This is a genomic window from Kitasatospora sp. NEAU-CNBT7, assembly GCF_057220535.1.
In genome coordinates this window covers 63,769-85,824 of the sequence record NZ_JBXQQB010000033.1, presented here as the reverse complement: position 1 = coordinate 85,824, position 22,056 = coordinate 63,769, and the positions used below count along the sequence as shown (strand labels likewise).

Annotated in this window: 16 protein-coding genes; 7 read left to right on the top strand and 9 right to left on the bottom strand. The window is 74.2% G+C overall.

The features are described 5' to 3' along the window. Window positions 1-152 precede the first annotated feature (152 nt). Both AC2TEW_RS31620 and AC2TEW_RS31615 read left to right on the top strand, forming a co-directional pair. Window positions 153-3,398 carry an amino acid adenylation domain-containing protein gene (locus tag AC2TEW_RS31620; protein WP_484626767.1) on the top strand — a complete coding sequence of 1,082 codons (3,246 nt, stop codon included), beginning with the start codon at window positions 153-155 and terminating at the stop codon, window positions 3,396-3,398. Then, window positions 3,395-4,168, top strand: a complete 774-nt coding sequence (locus AC2TEW_RS31615) for a leucyl/phenylalanyl-tRNA--protein transferase (RefSeq protein ID WP_484626766.1) — start codon at window positions 3,395-3,397, stop codon at window positions 4,166-4,168. Before AC2TEW_RS31620 ends, AC2TEW_RS31615 begins: the two co-directional genes overlap by 4 nt. On the opposite strand, the gene AC2TEW_RS31610 is transcribed toward AC2TEW_RS31615, so the two are convergent. The 5 genes from AC2TEW_RS31610 to AC2TEW_RS31590 all read right to left on the bottom strand — a co-directional run bounded on the left by AC2TEW_RS31610 (window position 4,090) and on the right by AC2TEW_RS31590 (window position 10,377). Next, on the bottom strand, window positions 4,090-5,460 hold the full coding sequence (locus AC2TEW_RS31610) for an MFS transporter (protein WP_484626765.1): 1,371 nt from the start codon (window positions 5,458-5,460) through the stop codon (window positions 4,090-4,092). The genes AC2TEW_RS31615 and AC2TEW_RS31610 overlap by 79 nt on opposite strands. Before the next feature lie 86 nt (window positions 5,461-5,546). After that, window positions 5,547-6,749 carry a metallophosphoesterase gene (locus tag AC2TEW_RS31605; protein WP_484626764.1) on the bottom strand — a complete coding sequence of 401 codons (1,203 nt, stop codon included), beginning with the start codon at window positions 6,747-6,749 and terminating at the stop codon, window positions 5,547-5,549. A gap of 203 nt (window positions 6,750-6,952) precedes the next feature. Beyond that, the gene (locus AC2TEW_RS31600; RefSeq protein ID WP_484626763.1) at window positions 6,953-7,612 is read right to left on the bottom strand and encodes a hypothetical protein; all 660 of its coding nucleotides are present in this window, start codon (window positions 7,610-7,612) and stop codon (window positions 6,953-6,955) included. A gap of 70 nt (window positions 7,613-7,682) precedes the next feature. Next, a protein-coding gene (locus AC2TEW_RS31595) for an IS5 family transposase (RefSeq protein ID WP_484626762.1) occupies window positions 7,683-8,557 on the bottom strand; the annotation gives its coding sequence in 2 pieces (ribosomal slippage) (window positions 7,683-8,167 and window positions 8,167-8,557; 876 coding nt in all). A 146-nt stretch (window positions 8,558-8,703) separates the two neighbouring features. Continuing rightward, entirely contained in the window at window positions 8,704-10,377 is a 1,674-nt protein-coding gene (locus AC2TEW_RS31590; protein ID WP_484626761.1) for a hypothetical protein, read from the bottom strand. A gap of 567 nt (window positions 10,378-10,944) precedes the next feature. On the opposite strand from AC2TEW_RS31590, the gene AC2TEW_RS31585 reads away from it, so the two are divergent. From AC2TEW_RS31585 to AC2TEW_RS31575, 3 genes are all read left to right on the top strand, one after another. Further along, the gene (locus AC2TEW_RS31585) at window positions 10,945-11,727 is read left to right on the top strand and encodes an aggregation-promoting factor C-terminal-like domain-containing protein (RefSeq protein WP_484626760.1); all 783 of its coding nucleotides are present in this window, start codon (window positions 10,945-10,947) and stop codon (window positions 11,725-11,727) included. A gap of 200 nt (window positions 11,728-11,927) precedes the next feature. Continuing rightward, on the top strand, window positions 11,928-12,920 hold the full coding sequence (locus tag AC2TEW_RS31580) for a glycosyltransferase family 2 protein (protein WP_484626759.1): 993 nt from the start codon (window positions 11,928-11,930) through the stop codon (window positions 12,918-12,920). A gap of 54 nt (window positions 12,921-12,974) precedes the next feature. Then, on the top strand, window positions 12,975-15,839 hold the full coding sequence (locus AC2TEW_RS31575; protein WP_484626758.1) for an FAD-binding and (Fe-S)-binding domain-containing protein: 2,865 nt from the start codon (window positions 12,975-12,977) through the stop codon (window positions 15,837-15,839). Window positions 15,840-15,938: 99 nt separating this feature from the next. Here the strand turns inward: AC2TEW_RS31575 and AC2TEW_RS31570 are convergent, their stop codons facing one another. Further along, window positions 15,939-17,132 carry a transglycosylase family protein gene (locus tag AC2TEW_RS31570; protein WP_484626757.1) on the bottom strand — a complete coding sequence of 398 codons (1,194 nt, stop codon included), beginning with the start codon at window positions 17,130-17,132 and terminating at the stop codon, window positions 15,939-15,941. A gap of 95 nt (window positions 17,133-17,227) precedes the next feature. Next, the gene (locus AC2TEW_RS31565; RefSeq protein WP_484626756.1) at window positions 17,228-18,568 is read right to left on the bottom strand and encodes a C40 family peptidase; all 1,341 of its coding nucleotides are present in this window, start codon (window positions 18,566-18,568) and stop codon (window positions 17,228-17,230) included. Window positions 18,569-18,934: 366 nt separating this feature from the next. On the opposite strand from AC2TEW_RS31565, the gene AC2TEW_RS31560 reads away from it, so the two are divergent. Together AC2TEW_RS31560 and AC2TEW_RS31555 are read left to right on the top strand one after the other, a co-directional pair. Beyond that, window positions 18,935-19,351, top strand: a complete 417-nt coding sequence (locus tag AC2TEW_RS31560) for a PaaI family thioesterase (protein ID WP_484626755.1) — start codon at window positions 18,935-18,937, stop codon at window positions 19,349-19,351. Window positions 19,352-19,459: 108 nt separating this feature from the next. Beyond that, the gene (locus AC2TEW_RS31555) at window positions 19,460-20,365 is read left to right on the top strand and encodes an SGNH/GDSL hydrolase family protein (protein WP_484626754.1); all 906 of its coding nucleotides are present in this window, start codon (window positions 19,460-19,462) and stop codon (window positions 20,363-20,365) included. A 76-nt stretch (window positions 20,366-20,441) separates the two neighbouring features. On the opposite strand, the gene AC2TEW_RS31550 is transcribed toward AC2TEW_RS31555, so the two are convergent. Both AC2TEW_RS31550 and AC2TEW_RS31545 read right to left on the bottom strand, forming a co-directional pair. Beyond that, on the bottom strand, window positions 20,442-20,864 hold the full coding sequence (locus tag AC2TEW_RS31550; protein WP_484626753.1) for a CBS domain-containing protein: 423 nt from the start codon (window positions 20,862-20,864) through the stop codon (window positions 20,442-20,444). Between the two features lie 126 nt (window positions 20,865-20,990). Beyond that, window positions 20,991-22,001 carry a slipin family protein gene (locus AC2TEW_RS31545; RefSeq protein WP_484626752.1) on the bottom strand — a complete coding sequence of 337 codons (1,011 nt, stop codon included), beginning with the start codon at window positions 21,999-22,001 and terminating at the stop codon, window positions 20,991-20,993. Between the last annotated feature and the right edge of the window lie 55 nt (window positions 22,002-22,056).

Genomic DNA, 22,056 nt, shown 5'->3' with positions numbered 1-22,056 from the left:
CGGGGCCGGCCCGGGTCCGCACAGGACGGGCCGGACAGCACGCACGCGGCACCCGTACGCCGGTGCAGCAGCCTCACCGGCGCACTCCCGCCGGTGCCCTGGCGGAGCAACAACCGCCGCCTCCCTGTCACCGCACTGCGAGGTCATGGCCGGTGGACCAGCCGAACCGCTCCCAGCAGCCCCACTCCGGGCCGTTCAGGGTGCTCGCCAACGACGAGGCCGTCCACGCCCTGTGGCCCGACGACCTCCCCGTCCCCGCCGGGTGGCGCACCGTCGCCGGACCGGCCCCCGAACAGCAGTGCCTACGCTCGGTGGCCGAGCTGTGGACCGATCTGCGGCCGGCCGGCCGCCGGGCCGGCGGCGTCACCGTGCACGGGCTGCTGCGCCGGCAGGCCGCCCGGACGCCCGACGCGACCGCCGTGGTGGCGGAGGACGAACGGCTCAGCTACCGCGAGCTGGACCGCCGCTCCGACCGCCTGGCGCACGCGCTGCGCGACGGCGGGGTCACCGCCGACACCGTGGTGCCGGTCTGCCTGGAACGCAGCGCCGACATGGTCACCGCGCTGGTCGCGGTGCTCAAGGCCGGGGGCGCCTTCCTGCCGCTCGATCCGGCGCACCCCTCGCACCGCCTGCGGCGGCTGGTCTCGGACGCCGGCGCCACCCTCGCGGTGACCAGCGCCGAGCAGCGGGGGCGGCTCGGCCTGCCCGCGGTGCTGGCGTCGGACTACCGCGGCCCGGGCGGTTCCGTCTCGGCCCCGGCCGACACCACGGTGCCGGACGACCTCGCGTACGTGGTGTACACCTCCGGCACCACCGGCACCCCCAAGGGCGTCCCGGTCAGCCACCGCACCATGGCACTGACCGTCTCCCGGGCCGCCGAGGCGTACGGGCTCTCGCACCGGGACCGGGTGCTGCAGCTGGGCGCGCTCGGCTTCGACACCTCGCTGGAGCAGATCTTCGCGCCGCTGCTCAGCGGTTCGACGCTGGTCCTGGGCGGCCGGATCACCTGGGCGCCGATCGAACTCGCCAGCCGGATCCTGGAGCTGGGCATCACGGTGGCCGACCTGACCCCGGCGTACTGGCACCGGTTCCTGGACCTGATGACGGAGGGTGCCCGGCCGCCCGCCTCGCTCCGGCTGATGATCGTCGGCGGTGACACCGTGCACGCCGAGGACTGCCGGACCAGTCTGCACCGGCTGCCGGCCACCCAGCTGCTCAACGCGTACGGGCTGACCGAGGCCGGGATCACCTCCACCATCTGCGAGATCCTGCCCGGCATGCTCGCCGCCCCGGCGCACGCGCCGGTCCCGGTCGGGCGGCCGCTGCTCGGCACCTTCGTGCACGTGCTGGACCCGACCCTGCGGCCGGTGCCGCCGGGCCGCCGCGGCGAGGTCTTCCTCGGCGGCCAGGGCCTGGCCCGCGGGTACTGGCGCCAGCCCGAGCTGACCGCGGAGCGCTTCCTGCCGGAGCCGTACGCCGGGGACGCGGGCACCCGGATGTACCGGACCGGCGACTCGGCCCGCTGGCGCCCCGACGGCAACCTGGAGCTGCTCGGCCGCACCGACGACCAGGTCAAGGTGCGCGGCTTCCGGGTCGACCCGGCCGAGGTGGAGGCGCACCTGGCCGAACACCCGGCGGTCGGGCTGGTCACCGTGCTGGCGCCGGAGCACAACTCGGGTGCCAGGGCGCTGACCGCGTACTACACCCGGGGCGACGGCACCGGGCCGGACTTCCGGGAGTTCCTGGCCGACCGGCTGCCGGACTACCTGGTCCCGACCGCGTACGTCCCCGTCGAACGGATGCCGCTGACCCCGAACGGGAAGATCGACCGGCGCGAGCTGGCCAATGTCGGCCCCGCCGCGTCCGGACCCGGTGCCGTCCGCCCCGGCCAGCGCGGCGCCGGCGGCAACGGCGGGCGCGGCCGCGAGCAGGCCGCCGAGCACGGACTCGCCTACCTGTGGGCGCAGTTGCTCGACGTCGACACGGTGGCGATGGAGGACGACTTCTTCGAGCTGGGGGGCAATTCGCTGCTCGCGATGGAGATGCTGGCCCGGGCGCGGATCATGTTCGGCATCGGCGTGGACCGGATCCGGGACCTGACCCGGGCGCTGCTCACCGACCCGACCCTCGGCGCCTTCACCGCGGCCCTGCACACGGCCGGCCAGGGTCCGGCCGGGACGCTGGCCGGGCAGCGGATCGACTTCACCGGCGAGGCCGAACTCGGCTTCCCGGTCCGGCGTTCCGGCGAGCGGGCGGCCCGGCCCGAGCAGCCCGCGGAGATCCTGCTCACCGGCGCCACCGGGTTCTGCGGCGCCCATCTGCTGCACACCCTGCTGACCACCACCGACGCCACGGTGCACTGCCTGGTCCGGGCCCCCGACCAGGAGCACGCGCTGGAACGGATCCGGGCCGCCCACCAGCGCTTCCTGCGGCGCGACCTCGACCCGGCCCGGGTCCGGCCGCTGGTCGGCGACCTGGCCGAACCGCTGCTGGGGCTCAGCCGCACCCGCTTCGAGCAGCTGGCCGGCACCGTGGACGCCGTCCACCACCTCGGCGGGCAGGTCAACTTCCTCTACCCGTACCACCAGTTGAGGGCCGCCAACGTGGCCGGCACCCGGGAGGTGATCCGGCTGGCCGGGCACTCCCGGGCGGTCCCCGTGCACTACCTGTCGACCATGGCGGTGCTGGCCGGCTTCGGCGCGGCCGGTGTCCCCGAGGTCAGCGAGGACACCCCGCTGGACCATCCGGAACACCTCTCGGTCGGCTACGTGGAGAGCAAGTGGGTGGCGGAGGCGCTGCTGCACAACGCGGCGGCGGCCGGGCTGCCGGTGTCGGTCTACCGGGTCAACGACGTCACCGGCGACCTGGTGACCGGCACCATGAACCTGGGCACCGAACTGTGCGCGCTCATCAAGTACTTCACCGACAGCGGCGAAGTCCCGGAGGTCGAGCTGCAGTTGGACTTCGTCCCGGCCGACTCCTTCACCCGCGCGCTGGCCCACCTGGCGGGCAACTCCCCCGCCACCGGGCAGGTCTACCACCTGACCAACCCCAACCCGGCGATGCTCCCGGTGCTGGCCGAGCGGCTGCGCAGCCGCGGCCGCCGGGTCGAGGTGCTGCCGTACCACCGCTGGGTGCGCGGCCTGGTCTCGTACGCCTCCTCGCACCCGGAGCACCCGATCACCCCGTTCGTACCGCTGTTCGTCGACCGCGGCGAGGGGACCGCGATGTCGATCAGTGAGATGTACTTCCGGCCGACCTTCCCGCTGTTCTCCCGCGACCGGGCGGACCAGGAGCTGACCGGCAGCGGCATCGAGATCCCGCCGGTCGACGACCGCCTGCTGGACTTCTACCTGGACCGGCTGGAGGCCACCGGCTACCTGGAGCGCACGGCATGACCAGCCGGACCACCGACTGGTGGCACTCCGTGGCGGTGTCGGCCGCCCCCGCCGACGCGCCGGCCGCGTTCTGCGCCGACCTGGGGGCGCCCAGCCTGCTCGCCGCCTACCGGGCCGGACTGTTCCCGATGCCCGCACCCGACGAGTACGCCCGCTGGATGAACGAGGCCCTGTACGAGGACCGGGTCGCCACCGGGGCCATCGCGGTGCCCGGGCACGTCGGTGAGCTCCCCTACCAGGTGTCCTGGTGGTCGCCCGACCCCCGGCCGGTGATCCGGCCGGGCCACGCCAGGCTCGGCCGGCGGCTCGCCAGGCGGCTGCGCAACCGGCTCGACTGGGCGACCAGCGTCGACCGGGACTTCGGCCGGGTGGTCGCCCAGTGCGGCGCCGGCCGCGAGCCGCGCTGGCTCACCGAGGAGCTGCGGCGCGGGCTGCAGGAGCTGCACGAGCAGGGCTGGGCGCACAGCCTGGAGGTCTGGCAGGGGGCGGAACTGGTCGGCGGCGCGTTCGGTGTCCGGGCCGGGCCGGTGCTCAGCCTGGACTCGATGTTCCACCGGCTCCCGGACGCCTCCCGGGTCGCGGTCGCCGACCTGGCCGAGCGCTTCAGCACGGCGGGCGGGCTGCTGCTGGACGCCCAGTGGGACAGCCCGCACATCCGCACCCTGGGCGCCCGGCCGCTGCCCCGGGACGACTACCTGGACCTGCTGCGCTCCGGTCCGCAGGCCGGGCCGCCCTCCACCGAACTGCTCCCGGCCGCCCGGCTGGCCTGAGCCTGAACGGGCGCCGGGACCGGGGCCGGGGTGCCCGCCGCGGCCGAGGCCGGGGCCTGGGTGGTGGCCGGGGCCGAGGCCGGGGCCTGGGTGGTTGCCGCCGACCAGTCGGCCGGCGGGCGCTGCGACGGCAGGACGGCGGCCGCCACCAGCGGGACCAGCGCGGCCGCCGCGAACGCCGGGGTGTAGCCGCGCTCGGTGATCAGCGCGCCGACCAGCGGCGGGACCAGCACGATCGCGCCGTGCTGGCCGACCCCGTGGACGCCGAGCGCGCGGCCCGCCCAGAGCGGCCCGGCGTACTCGGCCACGGCGGTGTTGTGCAGGCCGTTGGTGCTCACCGTCAGACCGCAGGCCAGCAGCAGCGCACCGGTACCGACGGCCGAGTCCCAGGCCGAGCCCAGCGCCAGCAGCCCCAGGTCGGCGGCGGTGGCCAGGGCCAGCAGCCGGATCGGCCGCACCCGGCTGCCGGCCCGGTCGGACCACCAGCCCGCCAGCAGCCGCACCCCCGCGCCGGCCAGGTTGGCCACCGCCAGCACCGTGCCCGCCACCCCGGCCGGCCAGCCGCGCGCCTGGGTCAGGAAGACCAGCGCGAAGCCCGTCACCACGAACTGCGGCACGCACAGCAGCGCGGCCACCGCGTGCAGCCGCCACAGGTACCCGCCCCGGTACGGCGCCGCGGCGGACCCCGGTACGGCCCCGGCGGGCCGGGGCGGGTCCACCGCGAACACCGCGATGGCCAGCCCGGTGACCGCACACAGCGCGGCGCAGCACAGCAGGGCGCCGCCCACCCCGGCGGCCGCGGCGACCGTCGGCAGCGCGGCGGCGGCCAGTCCGGTGCCCAGCGGCTGGGAGGCCTGCCGGACGCCCATCGCGACGCCCCGCCGGTCGGGCGGGAACCAGCCGATCACCAGCCGGCCGGAGGCCGAGTTGACCGAGGCCCCCGCGGCTCCCGCCGCCACCAGCAGCACGCCCAGCGCCCGCACCCCGCCCGCGTCCGGGTCCGCCGCCACCACCGCCACCGCCAGCACCGCGGCGGCCGACAGCAGCCCGGCGGCCAGCGCGATCCGCTCGCCGAAGCGGTCCGCCACCGCTCCCCAGCCCACCAGCGACAGCAGGATCCCGAAGACCGGGCAGGAGACCAGCACCCCGGCCGCCGCCAGCGAGAGCCCGTACTCGCGCTGGAGCGCAGGGACGAGGAAGGGCAGCCCGTAGAGCACGGTGGTGCTGGCGGTCTGCCCGGCGGTGCCGAGTCCGAGCATGACCCAACTGCGGTGCCTCGCGTCCTGGTTCATGCCCGGACCCTAACAGCGCCGCCGCAATGTGAGACGAAACGTTTTGACCTGTGAGACGGCTGCTGCCGGTCGCCGTGGCCGGCGCGTCAGGCCCGGCCGGAGGCGAGCGTGACGACGGTGATGTCCGACGGCGCCCCGACCCGGACCGGCGGGCCCCAGGCACCGGCGCCGCGGGTCACGTACAGCTGGGTGTCGCCGTACCGCTCAAGCCCGGCGACGGTCGGATTGGCCAGCGCCGCCAGGTAGTTGCCGGGCCACAGCTGCCCGCCGTGGGTGTGGCCGGACAGCTGGAGGTCGACGCCGTGGCGGACGGTCTGATGGATGGTCACCGGCTGATGGGCCAGCAGCACGGCGGTCCGGGCGCGGTCGCGGTCGCCGAGCGCCTTCTCGTAGTCCGGGCCCTGGCCCTCGGCGGTGCCCTGGATGTCGTTGACCCCGGCCAGGTCGAACCAGGGCAGTTCGGTGCGGGCGTTCTCCAGCGGGTGGACACCCAGCTCGCGGACGAACTCCACCCAGGGCGCGGCGCCGGAGAAGTACTCGTGGTTGCCGGTGACGAAGAACGCGCCGTCCCGGGCCCGCAGCTGCGCCAGCGGCACGGCCGCCGGACCGAGCTCCGGCACCGTGCCGTCGACCAGGTCGCCGACCACGGCGATCAGGTCGGGCTGGGTGCGGTTGATGGTGTCCACGATCCGCTGGGTGTGCGAGCGGCCCAGGATCGGACCCAGGTGGATGTCGCTGACCACCGCGATGCGGTAACCGTGCGCCTGCCGCGGCAGCTTCGCCAGCGGCACCGTCACCTGCTTGACCGCCGGACCGCGCAGCACCCCGTACATCCCGGTACCCACCACCGCGGCGGCCGCACCACCGGCGGCGACGGCCACCGTCCGGGCCACCAGCAGCCGCCGGCCCGGGTCCGCCGGGCCGGCGGGCTCCGGCGGCTCCTGCGGCTGCTGCGGCTGCTCCGTCCGGCGGGCGGGCCGGGGCAGCCGGAGCAGCAGCGGCCGGACGGCCTCGCCCACCAGCAGCGCCAGCACCAGGTACAGCATCAGCGCCAGCCACAGGTACCCCGGCCAGGCGAACCACCGCTCCACGGCCAACGGCAGCTCCCGCCCGCCGACCAGCGCCACCACGCTCAGCACCGGCAGCAGCACGGCCGCCACCGTCCCGGCCCGCCGGTACCACCCGCCCGGTGCACTGACATCCCGTACCAGCCGCCGCCAGAGGTACCACTGCACGAGTCCGACGCCGCCGAGCGCAAGCAGCAGTCCGAGGACGAGAACGATCACCATCGGCCCAGTATCGACCCACCCCCACCGGCACAGGATCCCCCCGTGGGCACAGCCCCCTCAGGGGCGCGGGGAACTGCGCGAAACAGGAGCGACGGCGCCGCACCTCCCGTCCCCGCGCAGTTCCCCGCGCCCCCAAGAGAACGCCGCACCGCGGGTGCACCCGTCCACCCCCGGTCCTGTCTGGGGAGTGTTGCGAAAGTAGATCAGGAGCCGTAGTTGGCTCGGGCGGTTGTCTGGTCTGACCAGCCCTGCGACAAGGCGAGATGGCCGGAGCGGAGCGCGTCGCGCTGTTGGGTAACCCATTGCTCAACCTGATCTGCGGATTCCGCGACCGGCTGATCGGTGGTGTCGATCAGGTGGGTGCACCATCGTCGGTCGTCGGCCGTCCACCCGGTCCAGCGGTGCCAGGCCATACGGGGCCAGCTGTTGTCGATGATGACGTCGGGTCGGTATTGGGGATCCTCGGCGTGCTGGCGGTGCCAGGTGGCCCAGCCGAGGAAGGCGTCAACCGCCGGAGCGTCCCATCGGCCCGAGTCGCGCATGGTGAGCCTGCCGCGCCGGACCTCGTCGGACACGTCGACCAGACACACCGCGATGCCATCCAGCAACGGGGCGGAAGGGCTGGCCAGGACCTCTCCCATCGGGGACTGCCCGGTCAGCAGGAGGTCCACTCCACGGTCCTGGTACTCCAGCGCGCGACGCACCCACAGCTCGGTCATTCGGTTGCGCCACCGGCGATCGGCGCCTTCCGGTACGCCGAGCTCGTCGAAGTCGTGCACGGCGACCCGCTCCAGCCGCTCGCCCACGGAGTAGGCGAGCGTGGTCTTGCCCGAACAGCTGGAGCCGGTCAGTTTGAGCAGCATCTGACCAGGATGTCAGGCCAGTAGTGGTGTCCTCGAAAGGTTTTCTCCGGGACCTTCCCGGTCTGGCTTGTCACAGCCACTCGTTGATGGCCGCGACCAGCACGGTCGCCTCATAGCGAACGGCGAGCTTGTCATACCTCGTGGCCACGGCTCGGTGGCGTTTCAGGCGATTGATCCCGCGCTCCACCGCGTGTCGCTCCTTGTAGTCGTCCTTGTCGAACTTGGGCGGGCGCCCGCCACGGGAGCCGAGCTTCTTGCGGTTGCGGACCTGGTCAGCCTTCTCCGGGATCGTGCAGCCGATCCCGCGTCTGCGCAGGTAGGCCCGGTTAGCGCGGGGGCCGTAGGCTCTGTCCGCGCGGACCTTGTCCGGCTTGGTGCGCGGCCGGCCCGGGCCGGTGCGGGGTACCCGGATGCCCTCCAGGACCGGCTGGAACTGCGGGCTGTCGTGGCGCTGGCCGGCGGTGACAAGCAGCGACAGTGGCTTCTGCCCCTGCTCCACGGCTAGGTGGAGCTTGGTGGTCAGCCCGCCGCGCGATCGCCCGCGGCCGTGGTCGTCCGGTTCGGTGAAGACGCCGCCGGGAGGCTCTTTCTGTGAAGCCCTTTTTTACGTGCCCCTGCGGTGTGCTGGTGGGCTCGGGCGGTTGTGGAGTCCACGCTGACGTCCCACGTGATCAGGCCCTTGGCGTCGGCTATGGCCTGTAGTTGCACGAAGATGCGTTGCCAGGTGCCGTCTCGCTGCCAACGCCGAAACAGGTCGTAGGCCCGGTCCCAGGGCCCGTATCGCTCCGGCAGGTCGCGCCACGGTGCCCCGGTCCGGGTCCGCCACCGTATGCCGCCGATCAGCTGCCGCCGCGTCCACGTCGGCGGACGCCCAGGCTTCTTGCCCTGCGGTAACAACGGCTCCAGCCGAGCCCACTGGCCGTTCGTCAGATCTCCACGCCCCACGGCGAGTGATCATCCATGACCTTGATCGACTTTCGCAACACTCCCTAGAACTCCTCGATGGCCTGCCCGCCCGCGGCGGTGATGATCTCGTACAGGCGGGCCCGGTCCTCGTCCCGGAGGTGGTCGGTGGCGACGACCAGGCCGCCTTACCAGTCCTGCGCCCAGCACCAACCCCGGTCGGGCGGCCCGCACCGTACGACCTCGGCCACCGCAGCGCGGATCCGCCGCTGGGTCGCGTCGTGGTCGACGGTCCGGTAGCCGAGGTGCACGGAACGGGCCGGCCGGCCGGCGCCGCGGGCCGGGCCGTGGCTCAGCCGCAGTAGTTCGGCCTCCCGGCCCGCCGGGTCCAGGGTTTCGTGCAGGAGGCGGGTGACGGCGTGGGCGTCGTCCGCTTCCAGGGCGGCGGCGAGCGTGTACAGGGTTTCCCGGTCGGCCCCCGCGGGGGCGAAGTCGTCGGGCAACGGGGCGTTCCACCGGGGCGGGCAGACCGCGCGCAACAGGGCGACGGCCTCGGCGACGCCCACCGCGGCGAGCCGGCGGTCGGGGTCGGCGCCCAGGGTGAGCAGGTCGGCGAGCCGTCGGGCGCGGTCCGGTTCGTGCAGCAGCCGCAGTCCGGCCCGGCGGGCGGCCGTCCGGTTCCGGTCGGCCATCAGTTCGCGGGCGAGGCCGGCGGGCAGGCGGGCGGCGATCGGCCGCAGCGACCACGAGACTTCGCGGAGCACGGCGTCCGAGGGGTCCCGCAGGGCGGCCACCAGGCGGTCGACCGGGGTCCGGTCGAGTCCGCGCAGGCCGCGGACGGCGCGGGCCCGGATCCGGTGCGAGGGGTGGTCGAGCAGGGCGGTCAGCAGGTCGGCGTCGGCCCGGCCGCCGGTCTCGGCGAGGCCGTCGACGGCGCCGGGCTCCGGGTCGCCCCCGGTGACCGCCGCCCGGTAGTGGGCCTGGGCGTCGCGGCCGAGGCGGCGGGCGGCCTCCCGGGCGAGGGCGCGGATCAGCGGCTGCCGGTCGTCCAGATGGGCGGCGGCGTCTTCGGTGAGGCCGAGCCGGAGCAGCGCGGCGACGCCGGCCGTCCTGAGTTCGCGCCGGGGGTCGCCGGCGAGTTCGCGCAGCACGTCCGCGCCGGCCGGGTCGGTGTCGGCGGTCGCGGTGGCGCAGGCCAGCTCCGCGTACCGGCTGCGCAGTCCGGGCAGCCGTTCGGTCCGGGCCAGCCGGACCAGGGTGCCGAGGTCGAGGCGACGTCCTACGCGCCTGAGGACGAAGTGACGGACTGCGGGGTCGGGTATCCGGGACGGGCCGTCCAGGAAGGTCCCGGGCGGCAGCCGGTCGAGGGAGTCGGTGATCCGGTCGACGACGAAGCCGCCGTGCCCGCGGCGGGCGTACCGCAGTGCGGCGGGCGCGACGGCCGGCAGGTGCCGGAGCGGGTCGCGGGCCAGCAGGCCGGCGAGTCCGGTCCGGGCCAGGTCGCGGACGGGGCCCGCCCAGTCGCAGGCGCGCAGCGCCAGGACGGGCAGCAGCTCGGCCTCCGGTCCGGGCCGGTCGAGGATCCGCCGGACGGCGCGCTGCCGGGTGCGGCCGTCGGCGTCCATGGCGGCGAGCAGCAGCGCGGCGGGTGTCCCGGTGGCGGCGTCGTCCGTGGGCGTGGGCGCCTGGCCGGGCCGGCGGGCCCAGCGGTACCGGCGGAGCTGGGTGTCCACCAGGGCCAGCAGGTCCGGCCGGGCCGCCAGGGCGGGGACGAGGGCGCCGGGCGGCAGGTCCCTCAGCGGGCCGAGGGCGGGGCTGCCGGCCTCGGCGGTGGCGTGGACGGCGGCTTCCAGGTGATCCATTGCGTCATTCTGGGGCCCCGGGCCGCGCCGGGGAACCGGATTCCGGAGGTCGGGCGGCCGAGCGTGACCGGGCGGGCACGCTGTGCCGAGTGCGCCGGATGGTTCCTGTGAGGCCGCCCACAGCGGCTGCCGGCTCTACGGCCCTCCATAGTTGACGGCGGCGGCCGACTCGCGGCACGATGTCGGACCTGATCGGGCCGGCGCCCCGCTGCTGCCGCATCGGCCCTGGTCAGCCCGGAAATTCCGGTTCCGTGGAGCCGTCCGCGTTTGGCCGATATCACGAGCGGGTAAACCCCGTCGGCACACTGACGGCCCGCTCCGCCGACTGCCGTGACTACGACCGGCAGTAGTTTTCAGCTCGTTGCCGCCGCCGCGCGGGTCTGCCAAGAATGTGCCGTCGCCAGGCGGCGCGGCTCCCACCGGGCCGTGCCTTCCCGCCCGCCCCGCTCCACCGACGGGGTGCCACGGCCGTCCGGCACGGCGTGCGGACGGCCGGTCCCCCCGGACCTCCGTCTGCGCTGCCGCATGCCCGGCGCGGCCCCGCCCGACGGAAGAGGTCGCCCCTCCATGCAGTTCGTGCAGCGCCACAAGCACCGGCTCCCCCGGAACCGCCGCACCGCGATGATCAGCGGTGTCGCCACCCTCGCGGTGGCCGGCTCCGCCACCCTCGCGCTGGCGCTGCCGCAGGACGCCAAGGTCGCCGAGGCCGCCGCCCCGGTCACCGCTGCCGCCTCCCCCGACGCGCAGGTGCTCGCCGACCAGGCCGCCGCCGACGCCGCGAAGGCCCAGGCCGACCAGCAGGCGAAGGCCGACGCCGATGCCAAGGCCGCCGCGGACGCCGCGCAGGCCCAGGCGGACGCCGACGCCAAGGCGAAGGCCGACGCGGACGCCAAGGCCGCCGCCGACGCCGCCAAGGCCCAGGCGGACGCCGACGCGAAGGCCAAGGCGGACGCCGCGGCCAAGGCGAAGGCGGCCAAGGCGAAGGCCGATGCGGACGCCCGCGCCCAGGCCGAGGCCGCGTCCCGTTCGCAGGCGCGCAGCCCGCTGGCCGCGCCGGTGCCGACCGGCACCCCGCAGCAGATCGCGGCCCAGCTGGTGCCGGCCGGCCAGCTCCAGTGCTTCAGCAACATCGTCGAGCGCGAGAGCGGCTGGAACGTGACCGCGACCAACCCGTCCTCGGGTGCGTACGGCCTGATGCAGGCGCTGCCGGGCTCCAAGATGGCCTCGGTGGGCGCGGACTGGAGGACCAACCCGGTCACCCAGATCAAGTGGGGCCTGCAGTACATGAACGAGACCTACGGCAGCCCGTGCGCCGCGTGGGCGTTCTGGCAGGCCCACAACTGGTACTGATCCCACCGGCCGGTACCGGCCGGTAGTGACCGAACGGCAGCCGCGCCCCCTACCCCGGGGGCCGGTTGCCGTTCGGCGTACCGGCCGTAAGCACACGGTGAAGATTCCGCGCAGCTCTGTGCACCTATGCCCGCGATTGACCGGTTTCGCCGGAGTTCCCGGCTTTGCCGGGGCCGCGCCCGGCGCCCTAGCCTCCGCCCATGGCTTCACCGCTCATCACCGTCGTGCTGCCCGCCTTCGACCACAACCAGCAGCTCAAGGACTGTCTGGACGCACTGCTCGCGCAGTCCTTCACGGACTTCGAGGTGGTGCTGGTCGTCGACCGCTCCCCGCAGTGCCCGGAGCGGGTCGCCGACGCGTACGAGATCCGCGACCGGCGGGTGTCGGTGCTGCGCCTGGACGCGGCGGTCGGGATCGGCCGGGCCCGGAACGCGGGCGCCGCCGTCGCCACCGGGACGTACCTGCTCTTCCTGGACAGCGACCACCTGCCGGCCGAGGACGCGTTCCAGGCGATGGCCGACCGGCTGGCCGAGACCGGCGAGGTGGACCTGCTGCTGTTCGGCCACGACCGGGAGTACCGCGGCCGCCGGTGGCCGGGCGGGGCCGCCGCGCTGCTCGCCGCGGCCGGGCCCGGGGTCTTCGGCCCGCTGGACCACCCCGAACTGCTCAGCGCTCCCCCGCTGGTCTGGGACCGGCTGCTGCGCCGCGGCACCGTTCCGGTGTTCCCGGACGGCCACTACGAGGAGGTCCCGGCCGTCCACGAGGCGCTGCTCGGGGCCGGCCGGATCGCCGTGCTGGACCGCGAGTGCGTCACCATCCGGCGGCGGCACACCCTGCACCCGGCCGGCTCGCCCGGCAGCAGCCACTTCGACGTGTTCGACCAGTACGAGCAGAGCTTCGGGCTGCTCGACGGGCGGCCCGGCCACGAGGAGGTCCGCCCGCACCTGTTCACCCGGATGGTCCGGCACTACCTCTTCGTCTTCGACCTGGCCGGGTGCGTGCCGCGGGCCGAGCGCCCGCAGTTCTTCCACCGCGCGGCCGAGCACTACCGGCGTTTCCTCCCGGAGGGCTACCGCCGGCCGGACGGCCGCGAGGGCCTCAAGTTCTCCCTGCTGTCGAGCGGCGCCTACGCGGCCTTCGAGGTCGCCAAGCTGTCCCACCTGGCCCGCGGCGCGGTCGGCGGACGCCGCTGAGCCGTCGGCCGCCGGACTCCCCCGGCGGGGAGGCCGCGCTGCGATGATGGGCGGATGGATCCGGCCCGTGCCCTGTCCGCCGCCGTCCGCGGCGAGGTCCGCTTCGACCCCGCCGAACGCGCGGTCTACGGCTACGACGCCTCCAACTACCGCCACCCGCCGCTCGGGGTGGTCAAACCCCTCGACGCCGACGACGTCCGGGCCGCGCTCGCGGTGTGCCGGGAGTACGGCGTGCCGCTGGTCGCCCGCGGCGCCGGCACCAGCATCGGCGGCCAGGCGATCGGCCCCGGCGCCGTGGTGCTGGACCTGCGGCGCCACCTGAACCGGATCCACGCCCTGGACCCCGGCGCCCGCACCGCCCGCCTCGAGCCCGGCGTCGTCCTGGACGACCTCCAGCGCGCCGCCCGCCCGCACGGGCTGCGCTTCGGACCCGATCCGTCCACCCACAGCCGCTGCACCATCGGCGGCATGATCGGCAACGACTCCTGCGGCGCGCACTCGGTCGCCTGGGGCCGCACCAGCGACAACCTGGACTCGCTCGACCTGCTGCTCGCCGACGGCACCGAACTCACCGTCCACGGACCGCTCCCGCCCGAGCAGCGGCTGCGGCTGCGGCAGCGCCCCGGGCGCGAGGGCGAACTGCACCGCGCGCTGCAGGACCTGGCCGCCGGCCACCTCACCACCCTGCGCCGGTCCATGCCGCAGCTGCCGCGCCGCGGCTCCGGCTACCCGCTGGACGCGCTGCTGCCCGAGCGCGGCTACGACCTGGTCCGGGCGCTCACCGGCACCGAGGGCACCTGCGCGCTGGTGCTCGGCGCGACCGTGCGGCTGGTGGCCGAACCGCCCGCCCGCGCGCTGGTGCTGGCGGGGTACCCGGACGAGACGGCCGCCGCCGACGCCGTCCCCGCGCTGCTGCCGCTCGGCCCGCTGACCGTCGAGGGGATGGCCGCCGACCTGATCGCGGCGCTGCTCGCGGCCGGACCGCGGCCGCCCGCGCTGGACCGGCTGCCGGAGGGCGGCTGCTGGCTGTTCCTGGAGACCGGCGGCGCCACCGACGCCGAGGCGCTGGAGGCCGCCCGGGACCTGGCCGCGGCCGTCCGCCGGGTGCCGCGCACCGCCGCCACCGTGGTCACCGACCCGGGCGAGCAGCGGCAGCTGTGGGCCGTCCGGGAGGCCGGTGCGGGTATCGTCACCCGGCTGCCGGACGGCGGCGAGGCCTGGCCCGGCTGGGAGGACTCGGCCGTCCCCGTCGAACAACTCGGCTCCTACCTGCGGGAGTTGCGCGCCCTGCTGGCCCGGCACGGGCTGCGCGGCGTCCCGTACGGGCACTTCGGCGAGGGCTGCGTGCACCTGCGGATCGACTGGCCGCTGACCGATCCGGGACGGCTCGGCGGCTTCCGCGCCTTCCTGACCGAGGCAGCCGACCTGGTGGTGTCGCACGGCGGTTCGCTCTCCGGCGAGCACGGCGACGGCCAGGCCCGCGCCGAACTGCTGCCCCGGATGTACCCGCCGCAGGTGATCGACCTGTTCGGCCGGTTCAAGCGGATCTGGGACCCGGACAACCTGCTCAACCCCGGCACCCTGGTCGACCCGCGCCCGTTCGACGCCGACCTGCGCTTCCCCGGCCGCGACCTGCCGCTCGCCCTGCCGTACGAGCAGGACGGCGGCAGCCTGCTCACGGCGGTGCACCGCTGCGTCGGCGTCGCCAAGTGCGTCGACACCTCGAGCGGGGTGATGTGCCCCAGCTACATGGCCACCGGCGAGGAACGGCACTCCACCCGCGGTCGGGCCCGGCTGCTGGCCGAGATGCTGCGCGGCGAACTGGTCACCGACGGCTGGCGCTCCGCCGAGGTCCGGGAGGCACTCGACCTGTGCCTGGCGTGCAAGGGCTGCGCGAGCGACTGCCCGGTCCACGTCGACATGGCCACCTACAAGGCCGAGTTCCTGCACCAGCACTACCGGCACCGGCTGCGGCCGGCCGCGCACCTGTCGCTGGGCTGGCTGCCGCTGTGGCTGCGCGGCGCGGCCCTCGCACCGGGGCTCGCCAACCGGCTGCTGCGGCACCCGGCGGGCGGCGCCCTGCTGAAACGGCTCGGCGGGATCGACCCGCTGCGGGCGCTGCCGCCGCTGCCCGGACGGACCTTCGTCCGCTGGTTCCGCGACCACCGGGCCCGGCACCCGGAACCGGCCGGCGCACGGCCCGTCCTGCTCTGGCCGGACTCCATGGCCAACCTTCTGGATCCGGAGCCCGCCCGGGCCGCGGTCGAGGTCCTGGAGTCGCTGGGCTTCGCCGTCCGGCTGCCCGCCGGCCCGGTGTGCTGCGGACTCACCCTGGTCTCCACCGGCCAACTCTCGCTCGCCCGGCGGGTGATGCGCCGCAGCCTGCGCGCGATCGCGCCCGGGCTGCCGGTGGTCGGCCTCGACCCGAGCTGCACGGCGGCGCTGCGCGAGGAGTGGCCCCGGCTGCTGGGCCCGGAGGCCCGGCCGGCCGCCGCCCGGGTCCGCACCCTGGCCGAGCTGCTGGACGACGCCGGGGTCGACCTCCCGTACCTGGGCGGACGGGCCGTCACCCAGGTGCACTGCCACCAGCACGCCGTGCTCGGCACCGCCGCGGACCGGCGGATCGAGGCCAGGATCGGGCTGGCCAACGAGGTGCTGGACTCCGGCTGTTGCGGCCTGGCCGGCAACTTCGGCTTCGAACGCGGCCACTACGAGGTCTCGGTGGCCGCCGCCGAGCGGGTGCTGATGCCCGCCGTACGCGCCGCCGCCCCCGACACCCTGGTCCTCGCCGACGGCCTGAGCTGCCGCACCCAGATCGCCCAACTCGGCGACGGCCGAAGGGCCCTGCACCTGGCCGAGGTGCTCCGCCTCGCCCTGCGGCAGGACGCGGCCCGCCCGGACGGCCCGCCGGGGGCGTGAGCCGCCGCCCGTCCGGCCCCGGCATCCGCGCAGCGCGGCGCGGCGCCGGGCGGAGGGTGTCCGCCCGGCGCCGCGTACCGACCCCGGAGGAGGAGCGGTTCAGATCAGGTTGTGGACCGCGGCGAAGCCGGTGCCGGACCACATCGAGGTACCGGCGTTGCCGTTGACCTTGCCGTCACCGGTGCCCGGCCACATCAGCAGCTGACCGTCGGACAGCTTCCCGGCGATGTCCGCCTTGCCGTCACCGTTGTAGTCACCCGCCACCAGATCGCTCACCGCACCGAAACCCGTCCCCGGGAACATCGCGTAACCGCTGCCGCTCACCGAGCCGTCACCGTTACCCGCCCACATCAGCAGCTCACCGTCGGACAGCTTCCCGGCGACATCCGTCTTACCGTCACCGTTGAAGTCCGCCGCCACCATGTCACCCACCGCCGAGAAACCCGTCCCCGCGAACATCGCCTTCCCGGCATTGCCGTTGACCTTGCCGTCACCGGTGCCCGGCCACATCAGCAGCTGACCGTCCGACAGCTTCCCCGCAATGTCCACCTTGCCGTCACCGTCGAAATCACCCGCCAGCAGACCACTCACCGCACCGAAACCCGTCCCCGCGAACATCGCCGCACCGGCATTGCCGTTCACCTTGCCGTCACCGGTCCCCGGCCACATCAGCAGCTCACCGTCCGACAGCTTCCCCGCGACATCCGTCTTCCCGTCACCGTTGAAATCCGCCGCCACCATGTCACTCACCGCACCGAAACCGGTCCCCGGGAACATCGAGTTCCCACTGGAAGCATCCAGCGAACCCGCACCCGTACCCGTCCACAGCTGCAACTGACCGTCCGACAGCTTCCCCGCAATGTCCGTCTTCCCGTCACCGTTGAAATCCACCTTGGTGGCCGGGGCCGCGGGCGGGGTCACCGGGATGTCCGGCGTGCTCGTGTCGCCGGCGAGACCGGCCCGCTCGGAGCAGACCGGCCAGGCGCCCGGTCCCTGCGCCTTGAGCACCTTCTCCGCGATGGTGATCTGCTGGTACTTGGTGGCGAGGTCGGCCCGGGACGCGTACTGCGTACCGCCGTAGGCCGCCCAGGTGCTGCTGCTGAACTGCAGGCCGCCGTAGTAGCCGTTGCCGGTGTTGATGCTCCAGTTGCCGCCGCTCTCGCACTGGGCGACCTTGTCCCAGGTGGCTATCGAGGCCGCGGAGGCCTGACCGGCGGTGGCGGTGGTCGCAGCGGCCGCGGTGAGGGCGATCAGGGTCGCGAGGCGGGTGGCACGGGAGGGGCGGATCTTCACTTCGGTTCTCGTTTCTCAGGCATCGGCGGACTGCGGGTTCGGGGCAGAGGCGCCGGGGCCGCGCGGACTGCGGCGGGGCCCCGGCGGGGTCGGCATCAGATGAGGTTGTGGACCGCGGCGAAGCCGTTGCCGGACCACATCGAGGTACCGGCGTTGCCGTTGACCTTGCCGTCACCGGTGCCCGGCCACATCAGCAGCTGACCGTCCGACAGCTTCCCGGCGATGTCCGCCTTGCCGTCACCGTTGTAGTCACCCGCCACCAGATCGCTCACCGCACCGAAACCCGTCCCCGGGAACATCGCGTAACCGCTGCCGCTCACCGAGCCGTCACCGTTACCCGCCCACATCAGCAGCTCACCGTCGGACAGCTTCCCCGCGACATCCGTCTTACCGTCACCGTTGAAGTCCGCCGCCACCATGTCACTCACCGCCGAGAAGCCCGTCCCCGCGAACATCGCCTTCCCGGCGTTGCCGTTGACCTTGCCGTCACCGGTGCCCGGCCACATCAGCAGCTGACCGTCCGACAGCTTCCCCGCGATGTCGACCTTGCCGTCACCGTCGAAGTCACCCGCCAGCAGACCACTCACCGCACCGAAACCCGTCCCCGCGAACATCGCCGCACCGGCATTGCCGTTCACCTTGCCGTCACCGGTCCCCGGCCACATCAGCAGCTCACCGTCCGACAGCTTCCCCGCGACATCCGTCTTCCCGTCACCGTTGAAGTCCGCCGCCACCATGTCACTCACCGCACCGAAACCGGTCCCCGGGAACATCGAGTTCCCACTGGAAGCATCCAGCGAACCCGCACCCGTACCCGTCCACAGCTGCAACTGACCGTCCGACAGCTTCCCCGCAATGTCCGTCTTCCCGTCACCGTTGAAATCCACCAGGGAGACGTCGTTGACGACGTTCTTGTAGCGCAGCGCCTTATAGTCCCCGTTGGGGTGCGAGTCGAAGGTCGCAGCGTTGATCGACACGCCGGTGACGTGCTTCACCGGGGTGGAACCGAAGGAGTAGTAGGAGAACGTGGTGTGGGCGGCGTCGTCCCAGTGGTCGAAGAGGATGACGTGGTCGTAGAAGCTGTTGAGGATGTCACCGGGCTTCAGGTCCGCGCGGGAGATCTCGTAGGAGACCGAGGGCAGGCTCTGGGTGGTGAGAGAGCTGCCGAGGTGCCAGGCCATCGAGACGTAGCCCGAGCAGTCGGTGCGGTAGTCACGGCCCGAGGAGTCCGGGTAGTTGCCGGAGGCGTAGCCGATGTTCTTGCCCATCCAGGACTGTGCACGGGCGATGATCTCGCCCCGGGTGATCTTGCCGTCGACCGAGGAGGAGGCGGCGTGCGCGGCGGTGGCGGTGAAGGCCGTGGTGGCGATCGCGCCGGAGGCGGCGATGGAGGCGGCGAGCGCGATACGGACGAACTTGGAGACCTTCGAAGACATGGCGATACCCCTGAGCGGTGAACGGAAGTGAGTGGGTTCGGCCGACGCGGCCGCCCTGCAGGAGCAGCCGAACTCGGCGGCCACCGGGGGCTTCCGGCCGGTGTTCCCGGCCTGCCTCCCTGGCGGCGATCACTAGCTTCGTCGCAGCTCAACGGGGTTGGAAGGGGTAATCGATGGACGGAAAAGGCCCTGGCCGGATCCGTCCCGACGGGCCGTCCGGCAGCGGGCGCGTCCGGTCGCGGAGGGCCGTCCCGGCGGTCCGGGATCGCGGTGGGGCAGCCGGATCGACCGGCCGCGCGCCGGTCCACCGGGTGCGGCACCTCCGAACTCCGCACGCGGCGGCCACCGCAGCCCTACCATCGCGGCGTGACCACTGTGACCACCGCCGAGGCGGACAAGATCCTGGCCGACCACTTCGCGCCCTGGGTGCAGGCGCTCGGCCTGTCGGTGACCGAGACCGGGGACCGGCACGCGGTGCTGCGGCTGCCCTGGTCGGACCAACTGGCGCGGGAGGGCGGCGGGTTGTCCGGGCAGGCCCTGATGGCGGCGGCCGACACGGCGAGCGCGGTGGCGGTGTCGGCGGCCCGGGGCGGGTTCGGGCCGATGACCACCGTCCAGCAGTCGACCAGCTTCCAGCGCGCGGTGCTCGGCGCCGACGTGCTGGTCACCGCCCGGGTGACCAAGCTCGGCCGGCGGCTGGCGTTCGTCGACGTCATGCTCACCGCCGAGGGCGAGCCGGAACCCGCCGCGCAGGCCAGCGCGGTGTACGCCTTCCCGGGCTGAGCCGGGGGGCCGCGGCCGGGGGTGCGCGACCCCTGGGCAGCGGCGCTACCGCGCAGTAGCCTCACCGGGCCGAGCCCACCCCTCGGCCGGCCCACACGGGAGGTCCGCATGCGCTCAGCCCTGCCCGGAAGACTCCGACTCCTGCTCGCCGCAGTGGTGTTCACCGCCTCGGTGCTCGGCCTGACGGGCGCCTCCGCCGCCCAGGAAGCCCGGGCCGCCCGGTCCGCCCCGGCCGCGGACAGCCGCACGCCCACCCACTACCTCGCGCTCGGCGACTCGCTGGCCGCCGGCTACCAGTCGACCCCGGACGGCGGCCACGTGGTCGGGCGCGGCTACGCGCAGGACATCGCGAAGGTGCTCGGCGGGCGGGCGGCGGCCGCCGGGCAGGCGTTCGCGTTCACCGACCTCGGCTGCCCGGGCGAGTCCACCGCGACGATGACCGGCGGCGGCTGCCCGTACCCGCACCCGTACCCCGGCTCGCAGTTGGCCGAGGCCGAGACGTACCTCCGGGCGCACCACGACGACCGGGTGCTGGTCACCCTCGACATCGGCGCCAACGACATCGGCCACTGCACGGCCGGCGGGGCGATCGACGTGCGGTGCACGCTCGACGGCATCGCCACCGTCCGCAGCGGGCTCGCCACCGTGCTCGACCGGCTCCGGGCGGCCGCCGGACCGCACACCCGGATCCTCGGGATGAACCTCTACGACCCCTACCTGGCCGCCTGGCTGACGGGGGACCAGGGGCGGGCCACGGCGCTGCTCTCACTGCCGCTGGCCGGGCTGCTCAACGCCACCATCGGCGCCGTCGACGCGGCCCACGGCGTGCCGACGGCCGATGTCGCCCGCGCCTTCGACACCAACGCACTGCTGCCCCTGGTCCCGCTGAACGGCGCCCGGGTGCCGCTGGACGTGGCCCGGATCCTGCAGCTGACCAACATGGGCCGCGGGGACATCCACGCCAACGACGCCGGGTACCAGCTGATCGCGGACACCCTCCTGGCACGGCTCTGACACACCGCGCGGCGCCGGCCCTGGTCAGGGCCGGCGCCGCCGGGCGCCGCTCGTGGCCGCGCCGCTCGCCGCCGCGCTACTCGGCGCAGATCGTGCCGACGAACTCCGCCACCCTCCCCTGCGGCATCCCCCGCGCGATGTCGGCCTCGCTGATCATGCCGACCAGCTTGTGCTCGGGATGGTTGATCACCGGCAGCCGGCGGACCAGGTGCTGCTCCATGACCCGCAGGACCTGCTCGACGTCCTCGTCCTCCTCCACGGTCATCGGCCGGCCGACGGCGAGCTCGACCGCACGAACGGTGGACGGGTCACGGCCCTCGGCGACGCACTTGAGCACGATGTCGCGGTCGGTGAGGATGCCCAGCAGCTTCTGGTTCTCACCGCAGATCGGCAGTGCGCCGACCCCCCGGTCCCGCATGATCCGTGCGGCGTCGGCCAGGGTCTCGCCCTCCCCGATGCATTCGGCCCCCGGGTGCATGATCTCTCCGGCTGTGGTCATGGTCCGGCCTCCCGACGTCGCTGTACAGCCCTGTTACTCCATCCTGGGGCGGCCCGGCGGCCCACGCCACCGGGCCGGACCGGCCCCGGCCCGGCCCCCGGCACCCGCCCGCGCGGCGGAGGAAGGTCAGCCCTCCGCGGCGTCCGCGGGCCCGCCGGGGATCCGGTCGGCCGCCGACCGGACCGCCTTGAGCACCTGCGCCACCGGCTCCTCCTTCGCCAGGACCGCCGACGGCGGCTCCTCCCGCGCCAGCACCTCCTCGGCGGGCATCTCGGCCGCCAGCACACCGTCCACGTCCGGCAGCTCCAACTGCTCGACCGGACGGATCCGCGGCTCGGGCGACTGCGGGGGCCCGGCGGGCTTCGGGGTCTGCGCCTGGGCGCGCTCGGTGGAACTCTCCAGGAAGCGCAGCAGCTCGACCGGGAAGGGCAGCACCAGGGTCGAGTTCTTCTCCGCCGCCACCTCCACCACCGTCTGCAGCAGCCGCAGTTGGAGCGCCGCCGGGGTGGCGCTCATGATGGCCGCCGCCTCCGACAGCCGGGCGGAGGCCTGGAACTCGCCGTCCGCGGTGATGATCCGGGCCCGCCGCTCGCGCTCCGCCTCGGCCTGCCGGGACATCGAGCGCTTCATCGACTCCGGCAGCGCGACGTCCTTGATCTCCACCCGGTCGATCTGGACGCCCCAGCCCAGCGCCGGGCTGTCCAGCATCAGCTCCAGCCCCTGGTTGATCGGCTCGCGGTTGGCCAGCAGGTCGTCCAGCTCGCTCTTGCCGATGATCGAACGCAGCGAGGTCTGGGCCACCTGGGAGATCGCGAACGCGTAGTCCTGGACGTTGACGGTGGCCTTCACCGGGTCCTCGACCTTGAAGTAGACGACGGCGTCGACCCGCACCGTGACGTTGTCCCGGGTGATGCCCTCCTGGGCGGGCACCGGCATGGTCACGATCTGCACGTTGACCCGCTTCAGCCGGTCCGCCACCGGCATGATCATCACCAGCCCCGGGTCCCGGACCTCCTCCCGCACCCGCCCGAACCGGAACACCACCCCGCGCTGGAACTGCTGCACCGTCCGCACGCTCAGACCGGCCACCACGGCCAGTACCGCCAGCACCCCCAGAATCAACTCCACAACGAGCATCGCGTCACCTCGGGGCAGGACTGCCGGACCCACTGCCAACGCTACTCCGCCGACT

What these genes read in the sequence shown, in the direction of transcription:
- AC2TEW_RS31615 (WP_484626766.1), top strand. Translation starts at nt 3,395, where the DNA reads ATGACCAGCCGGACCACCGACTGGTGGCACTCCGTGGCGGTGTCGGCC.
- AC2TEW_RS31610 (WP_484626765.1), bottom strand. Translation starts at nt 5,460, where the DNA reads ATGAACCAGGACGCGAGGCACCGCAGTTGGGTCATGCTCGGACTCGGC.
- AC2TEW_RS31605 (WP_484626764.1), bottom strand. Translation starts at nt 6,749, where the DNA reads ATGGTGATCGTTCTCGTCCTCGGACTGCTGCTTGCGCTCGGCGGCGTC.
- AC2TEW_RS31600 (WP_484626763.1), bottom strand. Translation starts at nt 7,612, where the DNA reads ATGCTGCTCAAACTGACCGGCTCCAGCTGTTCGGGCAAGACCACGCTC.
- AC2TEW_RS31590 (WP_484626761.1), bottom strand. Translation starts at nt 10,377, where the DNA reads ATGGATCACCTGGAAGCCGCCGTCCACGCCACCGCCGAGGCCGGCAGC.
- AC2TEW_RS31585 (WP_484626760.1), top strand. Translation starts at nt 10,945, where the DNA reads ATGCAGTTCGTGCAGCGCCACAAGCACCGGCTCCCCCGGAACCGCCGC.
- AC2TEW_RS31580 (WP_484626759.1), top strand. Translation starts at nt 11,928, where the DNA reads ATGGCTTCACCGCTCATCACCGTCGTGCTGCCCGCCTTCGACCACAAC.
- AC2TEW_RS31575 (WP_484626758.1), top strand. Translation starts at nt 12,975, where the DNA reads ATGGATCCGGCCCGTGCCCTGTCCGCCGCCGTCCGCGGCGAGGTCCGC.
- AC2TEW_RS31565 (WP_484626756.1), bottom strand. Translation starts at nt 18,568, where the DNA reads ATGTCTTCGAAGGTCTCCAAGTTCGTCCGTATCGCGCTCGCCGCCTCC.
- AC2TEW_RS31555 (WP_484626754.1), top strand. Translation starts at nt 19,460, where the DNA reads ATGCGCTCAGCCCTGCCCGGAAGACTCCGACTCCTGCTCGCCGCAGTG.
- AC2TEW_RS31550 (WP_484626753.1), bottom strand. Translation starts at nt 20,864, where the DNA reads ATGACCACAGCCGGAGAGATCATGCACCCGGGGGCCGAATGCATCGGG.
- AC2TEW_RS31545 (WP_484626752.1), bottom strand. Translation starts at nt 22,001, where the DNA reads ATGCTCGTTGTGGAGTTGATTCTGGGGGTGCTGGCGGTACTGGCCGTG.